This is a genomic window from Mesorhizobium sp. WSM4311 (assembly GCF_002295115.1).
Lineage (GTDB): Bacteria > Pseudomonadota > Alphaproteobacteria > Rhizobiales > Rhizobiaceae > Mesorhizobium.
Genome location: NZ_NSFV01000021.1, coordinates 1 through 17,808, shown reverse-complemented (window position 1 = coordinate 17,808; position 17,808 = coordinate 1). Strand labels below are relative to the sequence as shown.

Genomic DNA, 17,808 nt, shown 5'->3' with positions numbered 1-17,808 from the left:
TCCAATGACTGATTGAAAAGCGGGGCCTTGCCTCGCTTTTTTGTTTGTTGGACAGTCGGACTTGGCGAGGGGGACGGCCGATGACCAACGAAACAGCTGCGCGAGAACCAGCTTCGCGATCCCGGTGGTCGACCGCTCTGGTATCGGCGTTTGGCGGTCCCTTCGGTGGGTTCCTCTGGATCGGCAGCGGCAGACTGGCGGTCGCCAGCCTGATGGTGTTCAGCGCCATCTTTTTCGCGTGTGTCTATACAGGATTTCCGGTGTTGCCGGGCGTCGATCTTGGCCCGGTAGCCAACCTTTCCAGTATTGGTTTGATGCTCCTGTCGGTCGGGCTCGTTGTGCCCTTCACGCGTCGCTTCAAGCCCGACAAGTGGTTTGCGCACGGGCTTTGGGTGCTGGTGCTTGTCTTTTTGACCACTTACCCGTTTGCATTTTCAATACGCGCGTTCCTGTTCCAGCCGTTTTCCACGCCGTCCGGCAGCATGGAGCCGACGCTGGTGGAGGGAGACTATTTCTTTGTCTCCAAATTCGCCTACGGCTACGGTCGCTACAGTGTGCCCTTTGGGCTGTTGCCGGTCGATGGCCGCATATTCGGCGCCGAGCCAAGGCGAGGCGATATCATGGTTTTCAGGGTGCCGACTAACCCAGACATAGACTACGTCAAGAGACTCATCGGTTTGCCCGGTGACAGGATTCAGATGATCGATGGCGTGCTCCACATTAACGGTGTGGCGGTGAAGCTTGAGGCTGTCGGCGATTATTCGTCGGAAGAGGTAAAATCGGCGAAGCTACAGCGGGAAATACTGCCGGAGGGAGTTTCCTATCTGGTGATCGACCTGGCCGACAATTCGGTCGGCGACAACACACGCGAGTTTGTGGTGCCCGTGGGAGAGTATTTCACGTTGGGCGACAATCGCGACAACTCCAACGACAGCCGCTTCCAAATGGGCCTCGTTCCCTACGAAAATCTCGTCGGCAAGGCGGTGCGCCTGTTCTGGAATTCGCGAGGCGTGGAATATTCTTCCCGGCAGACGTTGGACGGTTCGGCTGCCAAATAGCCCGTATCGGGTCCCGCCTTGACTATTCAGTTCCTATTCCCAACGCGGCGAAGGCCAGTGTCGGACCGTCCCGTCGCAGGTGAACGAGATGGACGGCCACGAGTTCAATCAGCGTCTGGCGCTCGGCGTGATCCCCGGCGAAGCCGGCCAAGTCGAACACCACCGTCACGGTTTCGTTCGCCGGCAATTGCTGGTCCAAAAGCGCCGTCAACGCCGCATCGAGCGGGTCGGTGAAATGGTTTTCGGGCAAGGTTTTTCCGCGTGCGGCGCAGGCGGCGATCCAGGCCGCCACCACCAGCGTGAGATGCACGAACTCAGTACCGGCTTCGAGGCACTCGATGGCGGAGGCGATGATGCGCTGCGGCAGCTTCTGGCTGCCATCATTGGCGATCTGCGCCGTGCGGTGGGCGAGCGCGGTGTTAGAAAAACGCTCGGCAAGCTCGGCCGTGTAGGTCGCCGTGTCGAGCCCGGCATCTTCCGGCAATGTCGGGATGGCCTCGGCCCATAGCCCGTCGACGAACTTCCGGATCGCCGGATCGGCGAAAGCGCGGTCGACAGTGGCGTGGCCGCTGAGCAGGCCGAGATAGGCGATGCCCGAATGCGCGCCGTTGAGCAGCCTGAGCTTCATGTCCTCGAAGGGGCCGACATCGCCGACCATGGTGACGCCGAACTTTTCCCAGTCCGGCCTGCCGGCCGGAAAATTGTCCTCGACCACCCATTGGCGGAAGGGCTCGGTCATCACGGGCCAGGCATCGTCGACACCGAGTTCGCCAGCTATGCGTGCCCGGTCGGCGTCGGTGGTTGCCGGCACGATGCGATCGACCATGCTCGACGGAAAGGCGACTTCATTCGCGATATGGTCGGCGATCCTGGTGTCGCCTGCCGTGCCAAACCTGGCATCGCGCAGCTCGGCGAATTCGGTCAGCAGCCGATGCAGCGTGGCGCCGTTGGCCGGCAGGTTGTCGCAGCACAGCACGGTGAAGGGCGCGGTGCCGGCGGCCAGTCTCCGGGCAACCGCCTCGGCGAGGAAACCATGTGCCGTCTTCGGCACCCGCGGATTGGCTACATCGTGGATGATGTCGGGATGGGCGACGTCCAATCCGCCGCCCGCGGCCCTGAGATAGGCCTTTTCGGTGATGGTCAGCGTGACGATGCGGGTGCGCGGATCGGTCAGCGCGGCCAGCACCGCGCCCGGGTCTTCCGGCGCCACCAGCATCGACTGGATAGAGCCGATGACGCGCAGCTCCTCCTCGCCACTGCTGCGGATCGCCAGCGTGTAGAGCCCGTCCTGCGGCGACAGCGCATCGCGCGTGTCGGGGCTGCGCAAGGAGACGCCGACGATGCCCCAGTCCGTTTCGCCCGCCGCCAGGCACTCGTCGACATAGGCGGCCTGATGGGCGCGATGGAAGGCACCGACGCCGAGATGCACGATGCCCGGCGCAACCGTGCCGCGGTCATATCGAGGTGCGACGACCCCCACCGGCAACGCATGCGCCGTGCGGTTGGAAAGGCGGCGGTCTGTCATCGGTTCGCGGCGCTCGTCTGACTGGTGATCTTGCTGGGCGGATCGGCAACCGACGTAACATCGCCGGCCTTTGCCCACAATGCTCAGCTTTGCTCAAAAGTCATCATACAACAGTCTAATTTTTGTATGTTGACATAATTTGTAGCCGACCCTACCGATAGCGCCCTGGGAGGATCGCCGTGGCGCTGACCGATGCGGATTTGCTGTTTCCCGCCGAGGGGCATCCGCGCTCGATCGCCCGCGATCTCTATGCCGGGATCAAAGACCTGCCGCTCGTCAGCCCGCACGGCCACACCGATCCGCGCTGGTACGCGCTCAACGAGCCATTCCCGGACCCTGCGCAATTGCTTATCGTCCCGGACCACTACATCTTCCGTATGCTGTTCAGTCAGGGCGTTCGGCTCGAGGATCTCGGCGTGCCGACCCTCGAAGGCGCGCCGGTGGAGACCGACGGCAGGACGATCTGGCGACGCTTCGCCGAACACTATTATCTCTTCCGTGGCACGCCGACCCGGCTGTGGTTCGACCATGTGCTCGCCGATCTGTTCAGTATCGAAGAGCCGCTGGATGCAACGACGGCCGACCGCCATTACGACACGATCGCGACGGTGCTGCAGTGGGAGAATTTCCGCCCGCGTGCGCTGTTCGAGCGCTTCAACATCGAGGTCATCTCGACCACCGAAGGCGCGCTCGACGATCTCAGATGGCACCAGATGATCCGCGACAGCGGCTGGGAAGGCCGCGTTATCACCGCCTATCGGCCGGATGCCGTCGTCGATCCCGACTTCGAAGGGTTTTCGGCCAATCTCGACCGGCTCGGCGAAATCACAGGCTGCGATACGGGGAGCTGGGCCGGCTATCTTGAGGCGCATCGCCAGCGGCGCGCCTTCTTCAAGAGCTTCGGTGCGACCTCGTCGGATCATGGCCACCCGACGGCCGAGACCGCCAATCTTTCCGATGCGGCGGCGCAGGAGCTGTTCGACCGCATCCGCCGCAGCTCGCAGGATGAGCGCGAGCGCAAACTGTTCCGCGCCCAGATGCTGACCGAGATGGCCAAGATGAGCCGGGATGACGGGCTGGTGCTGCAGATCCATCCCGGCTCCTGGCGCAATCATTCGCCTTCCATTTTCCAGAGATTCGGCCGCGACAAGGGCTTCGATATCCCGACCCGGACCGATTATGTGACGGCGCTGAAGCCGTTGCTCGATTGCGTCGGGCTGGAGCGCGACCTGACCGTCATCCTCTTCACGCTCGACGAGACCAGCTATGCGCGCGAACTGGCGCCGCTGGCCGGCGTCTACCCGGCGCTGAAGCTCGGGCCGGCGTGGTGGTTCCACGACAGCCCGGAAGGCATGCGCCGCTTCCGCGAGATGACGACCGAGACGGCAGGCTTCTACAACACCGTCGGCTTCAACGACGACACCCGCGCCTTTCCCTCGATACCGGCGCGCCACGACGTGGCGCGGCGTGTCGATTGCGCATTCCTGGCGCGGCTCGTCGCCGAACATCGATTGCGCGAGGGCGAGGCGCATGAATTGGCCCGCGACCTTGCCTACACGCTCGCGAAGAAAGCGTACCGGCTGTGAGCCGGGCGTTTCGGTTTTCAAAGGGAGGAAAGTCATGGCGCATTTTTCGAAACTGATGGCAGCCACATTCGCCTTCGGCTCGCTGCTGGTCGGCATTGCCAACGCCGGGACCGTATTGCGATCGTCGGATACGCATCCGGACGGCTATCCGACGGTCGAGGCGGTCAAATACATGGGCGACCTGATCAAGCAGCGCACCAATGGCCGCTATTCGGTCGAGGTCTATCATTCGGCGCAACTTGGCGAGGAGAAGGACACGATCGAGCAGACGCAGGCCGGGGTCATCGACCTCGACCGCGTCTCGATGGGGCCTTTCAACGGCATCGTGCCGGAGACCGCAGTGCCGTCACTGCCCTACATGTTCCGTTCGGTCGAGCACATGCGCCACGTCATGGACGGGCCCATCGGCGACCAGATCCTGAAGGCGTTCGAAACGCATGATCTCGTCGGTCTGGCCTTCTATGATTCCGGGGCGCGTTCCTTCTACAACACCAAGAAGGACATCACCTCGATCGCCGACCTGAAAGGCATGAAGTTCCGCGTCATCCAGTCGGACGTGTTTGTCGACATGGTCAATGCGCTGGGCGCCAATGCCACGCCGATGGCCTATGGCGAGGTCTATTCGGCGTTGCAGACCGGCGTCATCGACGGTGCCGAGAACAATTGGCCGAGCTTCGAATCCGCCAAACATTACGAAGTCGCGAAGCACTATACGATGGACCAGCACCAGATCGTGCCGGAAGTGCTCGTCATGTCGAAGGCAAGCTGGGAGAAGCTCTCGCCGGAAGACCAGGGGATCGTGCGGCAAGCGGCCAAGGACAGCGTCGTCAAGATGCGCGAACTGTGGGACGCGCAGGAGAAGAAGTCGCGCGGCATCGTCGAGAAGGCCGGCGTCAAGGTCAGCGAAATCGACAAGCAGCCGCTGATCGATGCGATGAAACCGGTCTACGACAAGTATCTGTCGACGCCCGAGCTGAAGGACCTGGCCGCGCGCATACAGGCCGAGAAATGAGCGGGACGGGCAATGGGCCGAGCAGCGCGGAAACCACCGCGCTGCCTTCGATCAACGCGGCCAAGGGGTTCTGGCGCGGTGTGGAGCGCGTGCTCTCCGGGCTCGCCCGGCTGGCCCTGTGGGTCAGCGGCGCCGGATTGACGCTGATGACGATCATCATCTTCTGGCAGGTTTTCTCGCGCTATATGCTGAACCGCTCGCCGAGCTGGACGGAATCCTTTTCCGTGCTCCTGATGGGCTGGTTCATCTTCCTGGGTGCGGCCGTCGGCGTGCGTGAACGCACGCATCTCGGCTTCGATGTGCTGCTTTATGTCCTGCCCACCTCGGCCAAGGCGGTGCTGCGCAGCATTTCGGACATCGTCGTGTTCGCTTTCGGTGCCGGCATGATCGTCTACGGGGTCCAACTGGCCAAACTGACATGGAACACGGTGATGCCTTCGCTTGCGCTGCCCGGCGGCGTCAGCTTCCTGCCGGTCATTTTGGGTGGTGCGTTGGTCTGCCTGTTTTCACTGGAGCGGCTGGCCGGGCGTTTTGCCGGCCTGCCCGTCGACGCGGATATCTATGCAACCGGCGAGGAGCTTTGAACAATGGCGCTGGCCGTCCTCTTCGGTACATTCGTGTTCCTGCTGGTCATCGGCACGCCGATCGCGTTCTGTCTCGGCGTCGCCAGCTTCGCGACGATCCTGACGCTCGGCCTGCCGCCCGTCGTGGTGTTCCAGCGGCTCAATTCCGGCGTCAGCGTCTTTTCGCTCATGGCCATCCCGTTCTTCATCTTCGCGGGCGACCTGATGGTGCGCGGTGGCATCGCCGCAAGGCTGGTGGCGCTGGCGGGATCGCTGGTCGGCCATCTGCGCGGCGGCCTCGGGCAGGTCAACATAGCGGCCTCGACGATGTTTGGCGGCATTTCCGGCTCGGCGGTCGCGGATGCTTCGGCGGTCGGCGGGCTGATGATCCCGCAGATGAAGGCGCGCGGCTACGGCATCGACTACGCCGTCAACATCACCTCGGTCGGCGCAATCATCGCCCTTTTGATTCCGCCCTCGCACAATATGATCATCTATTCCATCTCTGCTGGCGGCCGCATCTCGATCGCGGACCTTTTCACGGCTGGCGTCCTGCCGGGTCTGCTGCTGGCGCTGTCGCTGATGGTAACGGCGTATTGGGTCGCAAGCCGCCGAGGGTATCCGACGGAACCCTTCGCCGGCTTCGGCCGGGCGTTGCAGTTGCTTGTCGCCGCCATTCCCGGCCTCATCCTGATAGGCATAATCTTCGGCGGCGTCAGGTCCGGCGTCTTCACCGCGACCGAAAGCTCGTGCATCGCCATCGTCTATGCTTTCCTGGTGACGTTGATCGTCTACCGCTCGATGAGTTGGGGCGATTTCGTCGCGGCCACGACGGCGGCGGTGCGTACCACCGCCATGGTGCTGATGATCATCGGCTGTGCGGCTGCCTTCGGCTGGTTGCTCGCCTATCTTCGCGTGCCGGCCGCGCTCGTCGCCTTCCTGCAATCGGTGTCCAGCGACAAGCTGGTCATTCTCCTGCTGATCAATGTCGTGCTTTTGATCCTCGGCACTTTCATGGACATGTCGCCGCTCATCATCATCACGACCCCGATCTTCCTGCCGGTCGTCATGGCCTATGGCGTCGATCCCGTCCATTTCGGCGTGATCCTCATCCTCAATCTCGGCATCGGCCTTTGCACGCCGCCGGTCGGCGCGGTTCTGTTCGTCAGCTGCGCCATCGGCCGTATCCCGATCTGGACAGCGATGCGCTCGATCTGGCCATTCTATGGTGCCGCCTTCGTCGTGCTGATGCTTGTCACCTACGTGCCGGAAATTTCATTGTGGCTGCCGAGCCTGTTCCACTAGGAGATCGCCACGTGTCCGATACCGCGCCCGACCTCCGGGTCGAGAGAAAACCCAAGCTGTCGGAGGCCGTCGTGGCGGCGATCCGCAGGCAGCTTCAGGCGGGCGAGATCCTCGCCGGCCACAAACTGCCCACCGAAGGCCAACTGACCGGAACCTTCGGCGTCAGCCGCACCGTCATCCGCGAGGCCTTGGCCAAGCTTGCCGCCGACGGCCTGGTCGAGCCGCGCCAGGGCGCCGGCGTCTTCGTCACCGAGCACATCTCGACGATGTTCGGTGCGCTTGCCGCCGACATGGGCAGCAAGGATTCGATCGCCCTCAACGTGCTCGAAGTGCGCCTGGCGATCGAGATCGAATCGGCCGGGCTCGCCGCCATCCGCCGCAACGCCGCTCAGGAGGCGGCGATCCAGGAAGCCTTCTTTGAATTCGAGCGGCTGCTGCTCGCCAGCGAGCCGACCGGTCCGGCCGATCTTGCCTTCCACCGCGCCATCGCCAGCGCCACCAACAATCCGTTCTACGTCGAGATGCTCGACGTGCTCGGCCGCCGCGCCATTCCGTGCGACGTGACCTCACCCTGGTCCACCGAACTGGTGCAGTCCGACAGCTATCAGCACGGGCTGCAGCGCGAGCATCTGGTGATTCTCGATGCGATTACATCGGGCGATGCCGAAGCCGCGCGCGAGGCGATGCGCGCCCATCTGGGCGCCAGCCAGCAACGCTACCGAGAGCGTCTGCACGCGCGACAGGCTTATTACGCCAGTTCGGTCAAGGCGGCCGCCGGCGAATGATCCATCGGAAGTCAGGACGGAAATGAGCCAGAACCATACCGACTATACATCGCGCTTCGCCATTGATCCGGTTGCCGCCGCGGCCATGGGAACGGACGAACTGCGGCACAATTTCCACATCGGGGACCTGTTCCAGCCAGGCCGCATCAACCTGACCTACACTCATTATGACCGCATGGTCGTCGGTGGCGCCATGCCGGTGGCGACAGCGTTGCGGCTGGAAGCGATCAAACCGACCGGGACCAAAGGTTTTCTCGATCGCCGCGAACTGATCGCCGTCAACATCGGCGGCGCCGGCACGATCGAAGCAGGCGGCCAGTCCTTCGAATTGCAGGCGCGCGACATGCTCTATCTCAGCATGGGCACCAATGATGTGGCGTTCGCCTCGGATGACAAGGCCGCGCCGGCCAAGTTCTACCTGCTCAGCGCGCCAGCGCACCAGGCACATCCCAATCGGCTGATCCGCGTCAGTGACGCCAGGCGCCTCGACCTCGGCAGCAAGGATGCCTGCAACGAGCGCTCGATCTTCCAGTTCATCCATGCCGAAGGGGCACAGACCTGCCAGCTTGTCGTCGGCATGACGCAGCTGGCGCCCGGCTCCATCTGGAACACCATGCCGTGCCATGTGCACGACCGCCGCATGGAGGCCTATCTTTACTTCGACCTGGCCGAGGCGGCACGCGTCTTCCATTTCATGGGCGAGCCGGACGAAACGCGCCATATCGTCATGCGCAACGAGGAAGCGGTGCTGTCGCCGGGCTGGTCGATCCATTCGGGCGCGGGCACCTCCAACTATGCCTTCATCTGGGCCATGGCCGGTGACAATGTCGACTATACCGACATCGAGCCCGTGACGATGGAAGAGCTGCGGTGAGCGATCTCTCCGCCTTCAGCCTGGCCGGCAAGCGCATTCTCGTCACCGGCGCCAACACCGGCATCGGCCAAGGCATTGTCCTCTCGATCGCGCGCGCGGGCGGCACGGTGGTCGGCGTCGGCCGCTCGTCGATGGACGATACGGCGAGCAAGGTCGCGGCCATCGGCGCCAGGTTCGAAGCGGTGAGCGCCGACCTTGCCGACACGGCGGCCGCCGGACCGATGCTGGATCGGGTGTGGGACGAAAGCGGGCCGCTCGACGGGCTGGTCAACAATGCCGGCATCATCCGGCGCGCCGATGCCGTCGATCTGGCCGAGACCGACTGGGACGACGTCATGGACGTCAATTTGAAGACGGTGTTTCTGCTTTGCCAGTCCTTCGCCAGGCGCGCGCTTGCCGATGGTCGCCGGGGCAAGATCGTCAACATTGCCTCGGTGCTGAGTTTCCAGGGTGGCATCCGCGTCGCCTCCTACACCGCCTCGAAACACGGCGTGCTCGGCATCACCCGCCTGCTCGCCTGCGAATGGGCGGCCAAGGGCATCAATGTCAATGCCATCGCCCCGGGCTATGTCGAGACCAACAACACGCACGCGCTGCGGGCCGACCCCGATCGCAGCGCCGCCATTCTCGGGCGCATTCCAGCGGGGCGGTGGGGCGAGCCGTCGGACATTGGCGATGCCGCCGTCTTCCTGCTGGCACGGGCTTCCGACTATATGCATGGCGCCGCGGTTCCGGTGGATGGCGGCTGGCTGGCGCGCTGAGGAGAGGACATGACCAAGACCAAGATCTTCGCGCATGCCGGCGAGGGCGCCTGGACGCCGACGGCAGACGGCAACAGGCGGCGCGTTCTCCTCTCCACCGATGAGCTGATGCTGGTTGAATTCGGCTTCGACAAGGGTGGCGTCGGCGCCTTGCATTCGCACCCGCATGTCCAGTCAAGCTATGTCGCCGAGGGCCGTTTCGAGGTGACCATCGACGGGCGGACGGAAATTCTCGAGGCCGGCGGCAGCTTCATCGTGCCGTCCGGTCTGGTGCATGGCGTCAAGGCGCTGGAAGCGGGACGGCTGGTCGACAGCTTTACGCCGCACCGTGCCGATTTTCTTGCTCTAAATCAAAGCGATAGAGCATGATGTCGTCCGAAAACCGCTTCACAGTTTTCGGCATCATGCTTTAGCCGAGGACTTGGCCAGCCAAATCTGGGAGATCGAGTGCGGGCGCATGACCCGCGCCCCAAAAGAGGCGCGGGTTGTTGCCTGGGCGCTTGTGGCGCCGCGGTACTCAAGACATGACCGCAGGATGTGAAGACTGCCGCATCGTGGTGAAGATACGCTTAATGCGCCGTACAACCGACGGCTGCCTTCGGTCAGGTGATGTGCCGGAGCAGGCTGAAAATCCGCTCGAACGTCTTGCCGTAGGGCGGGCGCAGCAGGGCGCCGGCGCTCAGGCGCGACTGCAGGAAAACCGGCTTCTCCTTGCTGAAGGTGCGGAACCCCCATTCGCCGTGATAGGCGCCCATGCCGCTGGCGCCGACGCCGCCGAAAGGCTGGTTCTCCTGCACCAGATGCAGCATGCAGTCGTTGACGGTGACGCCGCCGGCGACGGTCTCGCGCAAGATACGCCGGCGGTTGGTGCTGTCGTTGCCGAACCAGTAGAGCGCCAGCGGCCGGTCGGCCTGGTTCACATGGCTGATCGCCTCGTCGACGGTGGCATATTCGACGATCGGCAGCACCGGGCCGAAAATCTCCTCGCGCATCAGCCGCAAATCCGGGCCGGCATTGCTGACCAGGGTCGGCAAAAGTTTGCGGCTCGCGGCGCCGAAGTCCTCGCCGGCCGGATTGATTTCGACGACATCGGCACCGGCATCGCGGGCTTCCGCGATCATGGCGCGCAGGCGCTGAAAATGCCGGTCGCTGATGATGGCGGTGTAGTCGGGGTTGTCGCGCAGCGTCGGGTAGAGCCGCGCCACCGCGGCAGCGAGTTTGGCGGCGACCGTGCCGGCCTGCCCCTTGGGCACCAGCAGATAGTCCGGTGCGATGCAGGTCTGCCCGGCATTGAGCAGCTTGCCATAGGCGATGCTGGCCGTTGCCGCATCGAGATCGCAGGAGGGATCGAAGATCGCCGGCGACTTGCCGCCGAGTTCGAGCGTGACCGGAGTGAGGTTGGCGGCCGCGGCGATCGCGACCTGGCGGCCGACCGCGGTCGAGCCGGTGAACAGCAGATGATCGAACGGCATCGACACGAAGGCCTTGCCCATCTCGGCATCGCCGGGGATGACGCTCAACTCGTCCCAGGCGAAGTGCTCGCCGGCCAGCCTGGCGAGCAGCGCGGAGAAGGCCGGCGTCAGTTCGGACGGCTTTACCAGCACGCGGTTGCCGGCGGCGAGCGCTGCCGTGACCGGCGCGACGGCAAGCTGGAACGGGTAGTTCCAGGGCGACACGATGCCGACGACGCCGAGCGGCTGTGGCACGAGGCGATTGCGGCCCGGCAGGAACGGCAAGGTGGTGGCGACACGACGTTCCCGCATCCAGCCGCTCAGATGAGACAGCGTGTGGCGGATGCCGGCGCGCACGACAAACAGTTCGGCAAGGCGCGTCTCATGCGCCGAGCGGCCGCCAAAGTCGGCACCGATCGCGGCGCAGATCTCCGCCTCATGCTGCTCGGTCAAAGCCAGCAGGCGCTTCAGCCGGTCTTTGCGAACACTCAGGTCCGGAAAGGGCTGCTTCTCGAAGGCCGTACGCTGCAGCTGGAACCGTTCACCCAGGACATCCTGTCTCACCTGCAGCATCGCGCCCTCCCTGGCTTTTGCCGGCCAAGCTTACATCCGAGCGCGAAGGAATCCAGCGGGGGTGCGGGTGTCGCTGGGGAAGCTGTGCCTTCGCGGGCCACGGTCAGTCAGTCCGCCGTCGACATGGATGACCGTTCCGGTTGTGTTCCAAGGATAGCTGCGCTACTCCAAAGGTTCACGCGGAGAGCATCTTGATCGATTCCCACATCCTCTCCCATCCCCGAAAAATCGCTTCCCGTCCGGTGTCCGACTGATGTCGGCACAGGCGGCGAGTGTCCGGGCGGAGGATCCCAAGCGGCGCGTCCTGAAAGACGTGTTCGGCTTCGACGATTTCCGCCCCGGCCAGGCCGATGTCATGGACGCGCTGCTCGGCGGGCGCCATGTGCTGGCCGTCATGCCGACGGGTGCGGGCAAATCGCTTTGCTACCAGGTGCCGGCGCTGGTCATGGGCGGGCTCGCCCTGGTCGTGTCGCCGCTGGTGGCGCTGATGCAGGATCAGGTCGCGGCCTTGCGGCTGGCGGGCGTCGGCGCCGATACGATCAATTCCTCGCTCGACCGGGAAGCCAATGTCGCGGCCTGGCGCCGCGTGGCATCAGGCCAGACGCGGCTGCTCTATCTGGCGCCGGAACGGCTGATGACCGAGCGGATGCTCGAGGCGCTTTCCAGGCTCGAAATCAGCCTGATCGCCATCGACGAGGCACATTGCATCTCGCAATGGGGGCCGGCGTTCCGGCCTGAGTATGAGGATCTGTCGCGCCTGCGCCACATCTTCCCCAACGTGCCGATCATCGCGGTGACGGCGACGGCGGATGAAAGCACGCGCAGCGATATCGAGGCGCGGCTGTTCGCCGAGCGGGTCGAAACGCTGGTGCTGGGGTTCGACCGGCCCAACATCAAGCTCGCCATCGAATCCAAGCAGGACGGCAAGCGGCAATTGCTGCGTTTCATCGAGCGTCACCCGGGCAAGAGCGGCATCGTCTACTGCCTGTCGCGCAAGAAGACGGAGGAGATGGCGGCCTTCCTGGAAAAGAACGGCGTCACCGCGCTCGCCTATCACGCCGGCATGAGCAAGGAGGCGCGCGAGGCCAATCAAAACGCCTTCATGACGCTGTCGGGCGTCGTCATGGTGGCGACCATCGCCTTCGGCATGGGCATCGACAAGCCCGATGTCGCCTATGTCTTCCATACCGACATGCCGGGCAGCCTGGAGGCCTATTATCAGGAGATCGGCCGTGCCGGCCGTGACGGGCGCAAGGCCGAGGCGCATATGCTGTACGGCCTTGGCGACATCCGCATGCGCCGGCTGTTCATCGACGACGAGGATGCCGCGGTCGAGCACAAGAAGCGCGCACATCGCCGGCTCGACACGCTGATCGGCTATTGCGAGACGGCGCAGTGCCGCCGCCAGGTGCTGCTCGGCTATTTCGGAGAAGAAGCCGAGCCTTGCGGCAATTGCGACAACTGCCTGGATCAGGTGCCGCGCGCCGATGGCGGCGCGGAAGCGCGCATCATCCTGGCCGCGGTCGCGCAGAGCGGCGAGCGCTTCGGCGCCGCCCATGTCATCGACATCCTGCTCGGCCACGAGACCGAGAAGATCCTGGCCCGCGGTCACCAGAAGCTCGCCAGCTTCGGCAGCGGCGCGGCGCATAAGAGGGATCTTTGGCTATCGCTGATCCGGCAGCTCGTCGCCGGCGGTTTCCTCGAGCCGGATCCGAGCGGCCATGGCGGCCTCGCCATCGCCGAGAAAGGCCATGCGCTCGGCCGCGGCGAGATGCCGTTCCATTACCGTGTCGAGATGCGCAGCCGCGCCTTGCGCAAGATGCGGGCGGAGGGTTCGGGCGCCAACGCCGATGGCGTCGATGCCTCGCTGCTGGCCACGCTCAAATCCCTGCGGCTGCGCCTGGCCAAGGAGCGCCAGGTGCCGGCCTATGTGGTGTTTTCCGACCGCACGCTGATCGACATGGCCGAACGCCGCCCGCGCGACCTCGACGCCTTCGCCGAGGTCCATGGCGTGGGAGGGGCGAAGCTCAAGGAGTTCGGGGAGATTTTTGTCAAGGCGATTGCCGGACACCGGTCCGACGGGTCGGTCTGAAGCCCGCACCACATCCTGCAAGCTGTGAGGGTCACCAGCGGGAGCGCAACCGCTACTGGAATAAGCGGCCGCCGTACCCGTCGCGGAGCCCATCTTCATCTGTCACTCAAGAATGAAATAGAGCGGGGCAAGCATTGCGAATGCCGAGACAACGGTGAGCAATAGGTCTGTGACCATAAGCCCCCGCTCGGAATTCATGACCACTTTTACAGCGTGAGCAAAGCAACCAACCCCTCCGCCGCTCGTTGACCTAAGCTGGGATGATCCCTAGCCACCTCTTGGCCCGCCCTTGATCCCCATTCAGGGTGGGCTCTTTTTGCCTATTAGGCGGCAGCATTTCGATGCTGAGCAAGACCGCATCCTCAGACCGCCTTGCTTTTTTCGAAGAAGGTCGCCGCCGTGCAGTTGCCGGGGCTGGACCTAATACCTTCGTCGCAACCGCTCGACCTTGCGTCGCAATAAAAGTTTCGGAACTATTTTAGCGTATGCTAATTTAATCGCCATTGTCGCGGTCAGTTTATGCGTTTCGCCACAAGATTTCGGAGGAATGATAAGATGAGCGGCAACCGCGATGATCCACCAATTGAACGACGCTCACTTCCCCGGGCGGCCGTTCTAAAGGAGGGAACCATTGTCACAGAGGGTATGACAATCGCTTGCTCCGTCAGAAATCAACACGCTCATGGTGCGGAGCTACGGGTGGAGCCCGGCGTGGTTGTTCCCGAGCGGTTCGTCCTGCACGTCCCTGCGGATGGTGTCGAATATCGTGCCGTGGTGCGATGGAGGAAGAATGAGCGGCTTGGCGTACAGATCCATTGAAACAGCCATCAAGCAACTGGCCGAATCTATCGCGTCATGAGCACTCGCGGAATGCGCGATCCTGGATGCGATTGGTGATCAATGGCGGAGAGGGAGGGATTCCCTTTCACCTCTATGATACTGAAAATACTAGTCTTTTCGCGCTTTTTGTTACACAGTTTGTTACACAGCTACAACTACGATTTATAACCGCTCTAAGCTCGCAGCTTTTGGGCTCGCCTGCCCAATCCATCCGATCTGTCGAAACCGATGGCTTGTAGGACACTCCCGCGTGTGTACGTTGGGGCTTGGGTCAGAAGGTGACCCACAGCAAAGACGGGAGCGCCGCAGCGCAAAAGATCTCATCGGTCAAGGAACAGATAGTGAAGTAGCCTGTGACAATCGGCGCCAGCATCACCTCCAAAGCCGACCAGGAAAAACCCGCAAAAAACGTCGCCCTCAGATACCCCGTCGGCAATGAATATGGGACCGAAGTTGCGCGGCAGATCGGGCGTTAGATGCCTTCATGACATCTGAACCTGAGCAGGCTCCTACGCCGCGAGCCGGCACATTTCCGAACGGAGTTTCGTCCGGCTGCGCAAAAAGGTGCCCTGTCGAGACTTACTTGTTGGCCAAATGGCTTAGCAGGGACGAACTCGTGAAGAGATTGATAATGCAACACTATCAGTCGTTGTGCTGATCCGACAGGCTGTGCGTTTTGGCACGAAAATCATGGCGAAAAGCGCACCGGCACTTTACTCTCCAAATTATGATTCGCCTCGATCCCGCGACCGCCAGCTCCTCTGCGCCGCCCTCCGTTCCCGCGTGGGCGATCACAAGCGCCGGCGCGCCGAGTGACGGCGACGCCGCCTTCCGGGCCGGCGCCGCCCTGGGTGCCCTCGACACGCTCGCCCGCGCGCAGGCAGCCTGGGCCGGCGCTTGGCGGCAGCGGCTGGCGGTTCGCTGCGCCGCCTCCAGCATGCGGCTCGCCGGCCGCGCCGAGGATGCGGCCGCCTTGCGCGATGCCTGGCATTTGCGTCCCCTACGTGCTGACCCCGGTCCCGCAGGCGCCGTCTTTGGCGCCTGGCGGCAGTTGGCCAGGCAGCCGCCCGCCGCTACGCCCGGCCGGCTCGGGAAGATACTCGACCAGCTTGGCCTCCATTGGGACGGCGCCGCGCTCGCCGACCTTTGCACGCAGATCGAAAAACTCGGGGTATCCCAGCGGTCGGCGCCATTCGACGCCGCGGCGATCGCCGCTGAGGTCGTCGCCATGCGTCCCGATGCCGAAGTCTTTGGCTGGTGGCTCGCCGACCTGGTACTGGCGCAACGCCTGGGCTGGCCGCAGCCCCTGCCGCTCCTAATGGCGCAGGGTTTTGGACCATCTTTCCGCACCGAGGCCGGCGGTGGCCGGCGCATCCGGCCCGGGGACAAGAATTTTGAGCGGGCGGTTTGCATCGCGCTCGTCGCGGCCGCCGCGGACGCTTGTCGGTTGGCCGCCGAGCTGTCGCGCCGGGCCGAAAAACTCCTGGCGGTGGCGCCGAAACTGCGCGCCAAAGGCGCCGGCGACGTAATCTTTCTGCTGCTCAGTGAAGACGCCGTGTCCGGATCGCTGACGACGGACAATCTGTCGCGCTTTGCATCGCGACGGCTGTTCGAACGGCTGCAGCAACTGGAGGTCGTGCGCGAGCTCTCCGGCCGCCCCACATTCCGGCTGTTCGGGCTGTAGCGATGAGCGAAGCGTCCGCCCGCCGCAAGCCAAACGATCAGCCGGCGCTGCTCGACACCGAACTGGAACATCTGCCGCCGGAGCTGCGCTGGTGCGAATGGATGGCCCGCGTCGAAGCGGTGATCTTTGCGGCAAATGAACCGGTGACACGTAGTGTCCTCGCGCGGGTGGTGGGAAAAAACTGCAATATCGAGCTGATCATCGACGACATTCGCGCCGAACTCGCCGGCCGCCCTTACGAGCTGGTCGCGGTCGCCGGCGGCTGGCAGCACCGGACCAAAAAGGTTTTTGGCGACGCCATTCACGCAGCCTTCGGCACGGCAGCGGGCGAGGGAGCAAAAGAACTGTCGCAGGCGGAGGCGCTTGTCTTGATGTGCATTGCCTATTTCCAGCCGATCACCCGTGGCGAGCTGTCGAGCTTTTTCGGCAAGGAGGTGTCACGTGACCTGATCGGCGTGCTGCGCGCTGAGCAGCTGGTCGCCTCGGGGCCGCGCAGCCCGCAGCCGGGCGCGCCCTACACCTATGTGACGACCAAAACTTTTCTGTCGCAGTTCGGGCTCGACACGCTGCGCCAGCTGCCGGATTTCGAGGCGCTCGAGGACGCCGGGCTGCTGTCGAAGGAGAAGCTGCTGGATCATCCCAGGGTTTGCAGATATCGACGATGATGGCGCCAGCGCCGCGCTCGACGAATAGATGATCCCATCACGGCGGGACACACGCGATCTCGCCGCTCGTCACATAGAAGATTGCGCCACGCACGCCGTCTGGTCTCGCCGGCTGGGTCCTTCGCGTGACGGAAGGGAGGTGGCGGCACGCGTCCGCTTGTCGATGAAGGATAAGCGAACAGGCAATTGATCGAGCCTGGTCGCACATGTCGATCACCATTGAGAGCTCTCGAAGGGAGAAAGTTCAATTGAACCACGTCTACCTTGAGCTTCTCGCGACGATTGAGGCGTTAAGATCCAGCCCATCGGGGCGACCATTCAGACGCTGATGGACAAGGTTCGCGACCTTTCACAGACGATCAAAGCCCTGAAAGACGATCTCCACCAGACAGCCGGCTATGGCCTGCTAAGAACCTAGCCAGCCGGCGAGTGCCCATCCCGGCCATTGTCAGCGAGGCGGCCATCCCAACAAGATCGCCTTGCCGCCACCGCCAATGGCGGATGCTGACAGCAGCGCCATAAGAACGCCAACGTAGATGGGGAAGATCATCCTCGGGCTATTCGTCCTTCCAAATGACAGTCTTCCCCCGAAAATCCCAATGAAATTTGAGGTTGGCTTTCAGTACCTCGGTGGGGATCCTCGGCTCGATCGCTGTGTGGAGAGCGTTATACGTTTCTCGGCAGAAGCTCGGCGGCGGGACATTCAGCTTGTACCCCGACGGGTACCTAAAATCTTGCTGAGAATTCATCAGGTCAAGGTTGTTGGCAATCATCTTCACGTTCCCAATCGGCGGCATTCCTAGGGCCACTGCGGCTTCGTAAATGTCCTCGATCTTGTGACCGAAGCCGAGCCGGAGACCGCGTTTCGACACGCCCTTTGAAGCTAGATACGCTTTCAAGAGGAGTTCTAGGTGTGAGCTTTCGAGAGGTTGTCCATTCGGACCGGACCGAGGAGACTGGAGTTACCACGCTTCAGCATCCATCGGAGGGTCCGAATGAACATCCACAAGAATGCCCGTCTCACACCGCTGCGT

General features: G+C 63.3%; 14 protein-coding genes. 12 read left to right on the top strand and 2 right to left on the bottom strand.

Translation table 11 applies throughout. The features are described from left to right. Nucleotides 1-80 precede the first annotated feature (80 nt). Nucleotides 81-1,058, top strand: coding sequence for a signal peptidase I (gene lepB, locus CK226_RS31970; RefSeq protein WP_245318371.1), 978 nt, complete (start codon nucleotides 81-83; stop codon nucleotides 1,056-1,058). A 22-nt stretch (nucleotides 1,059-1,080) separates the two neighbouring features. Here lepB and CK226_RS31965 read toward each other — a convergent pair whose 3' ends face one another. Beyond that, nucleotides 1,081-2,583: a mannitol dehydrogenase family protein gene (locus CK226_RS31965; RefSeq protein ID WP_095793981.1), complete on the bottom strand. Its 1,503-nt coding sequence runs from the start codon at nucleotides 2,581-2,583 to the stop codon at nucleotides 1,081-1,083. A 179-nt stretch (nucleotides 2,584-2,762) separates the two neighbouring features. Here CK226_RS31965 and uxaC point away from each other — a divergent pair, with 179 nt between their 5' ends. The 8 genes from uxaC to CK226_RS31925 are packed head-to-tail and all read left to right on the top strand — an operon-like array spanning nucleotide 2,763 to nucleotide 9,838. After that, a complete protein-coding gene (gene uxaC / locus CK226_RS31960) occupies nucleotides 2,763-4,169 on the top strand; it encodes a glucuronate isomerase (RefSeq protein WP_095793980.1) in 1,407 nt (468 codons plus the stop codon). Nucleotides 4,170-4,203: 34 nt separating this feature from the next. Further along, nucleotides 4,204-5,181, top strand: coding sequence for a TRAP transporter substrate-binding protein (locus CK226_RS31955; RefSeq protein WP_095790261.1), 978 nt, complete (start codon nucleotides 4,204-4,206; stop codon nucleotides 5,179-5,181). After that, nucleotides 5,178-5,765, top strand: coding sequence for a TRAP transporter small permease (locus CK226_RS31950; protein WP_179296570.1), 588 nt, complete (start codon nucleotides 5,178-5,180; stop codon nucleotides 5,763-5,765). The genes CK226_RS31955 and CK226_RS31950 overlap by 4 nt, the downstream gene beginning before the upstream one ends. Nucleotides 5,766-5,768: 3 nt before the next feature. After that, nucleotides 5,769-7,049 carry a TRAP transporter large permease gene (locus tag CK226_RS31945; protein WP_095790260.1) on the top strand — a complete coding sequence of 427 codons (1,281 nt, stop codon included), beginning with the start codon at nucleotides 5,769-5,771 and terminating at the stop codon, nucleotides 7,047-7,049. Between the two features lie 11 nt (nucleotides 7,050-7,060). Next, nucleotides 7,061-7,834: a FadR/GntR family transcriptional regulator gene (locus tag CK226_RS31940; RefSeq protein WP_095793979.1), complete on the top strand. Its 774-nt coding sequence runs from the start codon at nucleotides 7,061-7,063 to the stop codon at nucleotides 7,832-7,834. 22 nt (nucleotides 7,835-7,856) lie between these two features. Continuing rightward, the gene (kduI, locus tag CK226_RS31935) at nucleotides 7,857-8,708 is read left to right on the top strand and encodes a 5-dehydro-4-deoxy-D-glucuronate isomerase (RefSeq protein WP_095790258.1); all 852 of its coding nucleotides are present in this window, start codon (nucleotides 7,857-7,859) and stop codon (nucleotides 8,706-8,708) included. Continuing rightward, the gene (kduD, locus tag CK226_RS31930) at nucleotides 8,705-9,469 is read left to right on the top strand and encodes a 2-dehydro-3-deoxy-D-gluconate 5-dehydrogenase KduD (RefSeq protein WP_095790257.1); all 765 of its coding nucleotides are present in this window, start codon (nucleotides 8,705-8,707) and stop codon (nucleotides 9,467-9,469) included. Before kduI ends, kduD begins: the two co-directional genes overlap by 4 nt. 9 nt (nucleotides 9,470-9,478) lie before the next feature. Beyond that, nucleotides 9,479-9,838: a cupin domain-containing protein gene (locus CK226_RS31925; RefSeq protein ID WP_095775816.1), complete on the top strand. Its 360-nt coding sequence runs from the start codon at nucleotides 9,479-9,481 to the stop codon at nucleotides 9,836-9,838. Between the two features lie 233 nt (nucleotides 9,839-10,071). On the opposite strand, the gene CK226_RS31920 is transcribed toward CK226_RS31925, so the two are convergent. After that, nucleotides 10,072-11,493 (bottom strand): coniferyl aldehyde dehydrogenase, encoded by a 1,422-nt coding sequence (locus tag CK226_RS31920; protein ID WP_095793978.1) that lies wholly within the window; start codon nucleotides 11,491-11,493, stop codon nucleotides 10,072-10,074. A gap of 253 nt (nucleotides 11,494-11,746) precedes the next feature. Here CK226_RS31920 and recQ point away from each other — a divergent pair, with 253 nt between their 5' ends. From recQ to CK226_RS31900, 3 genes are all read left to right on the top strand, one after another. Further along, nucleotides 11,747-13,585 carry a DNA helicase RecQ gene (recQ, locus tag CK226_RS31915; protein ID WP_095793977.1) on the top strand — a complete coding sequence of 613 codons (1,839 nt, stop codon included), beginning with the start codon at nucleotides 11,747-11,749 and terminating at the stop codon, nucleotides 13,583-13,585. Between the two features lie 1,567 nt (nucleotides 13,586-15,152). After that, nucleotides 15,153-16,109, top strand: coding sequence for a DUF1403 family protein (locus tag CK226_RS31905; protein ID WP_063169437.1), 957 nt, complete (start codon nucleotides 15,153-15,155; stop codon nucleotides 16,107-16,109). A gap of 2 nt (nucleotides 16,110-16,111) precedes the next feature. Next, nucleotides 16,112-16,774, top strand: coding sequence for an SMC-Scp complex subunit ScpB (locus CK226_RS31900; RefSeq protein ID WP_063169436.1), 663 nt, complete (start codon nucleotides 16,112-16,114; stop codon nucleotides 16,772-16,774). Nucleotides 16,775-17,808: the final 1,034 nt, after the last annotated feature.

Excerpts from the sequence above, each read along its gene's own strand:
- recQ (WP_095793977.1), top strand. The coding sequence starts at position 11,747 with ATGTCGGCACAGGCGGCGAGTGTCCGGGCGGAGGATCCCAAGCGGCGC.
- CK226_RS31925 (WP_095775816.1), top strand. The coding sequence starts at position 9,479 with ATGACCAAGACCAAGATCTTCGCGCATGCCGGCGAGGGCGCCTGGACG.
- CK226_RS31920 (WP_095793978.1), bottom strand. The coding sequence starts at position 11,493 with ATGCTGCAGGTGAGACAGGATGTCCTGGGTGAACGGTTCCAGCTGCAG.
- CK226_RS31900 (WP_063169436.1), top strand. The coding sequence starts at position 16,112 with ATGAGCGAAGCGTCCGCCCGCCGCAAGCCAAACGATCAGCCGGCGCTG.
- CK226_RS31955 (WP_095790261.1), top strand. The coding sequence starts at position 4,204 with ATGGCGCATTTTTCGAAACTGATGGCAGCCACATTCGCCTTCGGCTCG.
- CK226_RS31905 (WP_063169437.1), top strand. The coding sequence starts at position 15,153 with ATGATTCGCCTCGATCCCGCGACCGCCAGCTCCTCTGCGCCGCCCTCC.
- CK226_RS31965 (WP_095793981.1), bottom strand. The coding sequence starts at position 2,583 with ATGACAGACCGCCGCCTTTCCAACCGCACGGCGCATGCGTTGCCGGTG.
- lepB (WP_245318371.1), top strand. The coding sequence starts at position 81 with ATGACCAACGAAACAGCTGCGCGAGAACCAGCTTCGCGATCCCGGTGG.
- kduI (WP_095790258.1), top strand. The coding sequence starts at position 7,857 with ATGAGCCAGAACCATACCGACTATACATCGCGCTTCGCCATTGATCCG.
- CK226_RS31945 (WP_095790260.1), top strand. The coding sequence starts at position 5,769 with ATGGCGCTGGCCGTCCTCTTCGGTACATTCGTGTTCCTGCTGGTCATC.
- CK226_RS31950 (WP_179296570.1), top strand. The coding sequence starts at position 5,178 with ATGAGCGGGACGGGCAATGGGCCGAGCAGCGCGGAAACCACCGCGCTG.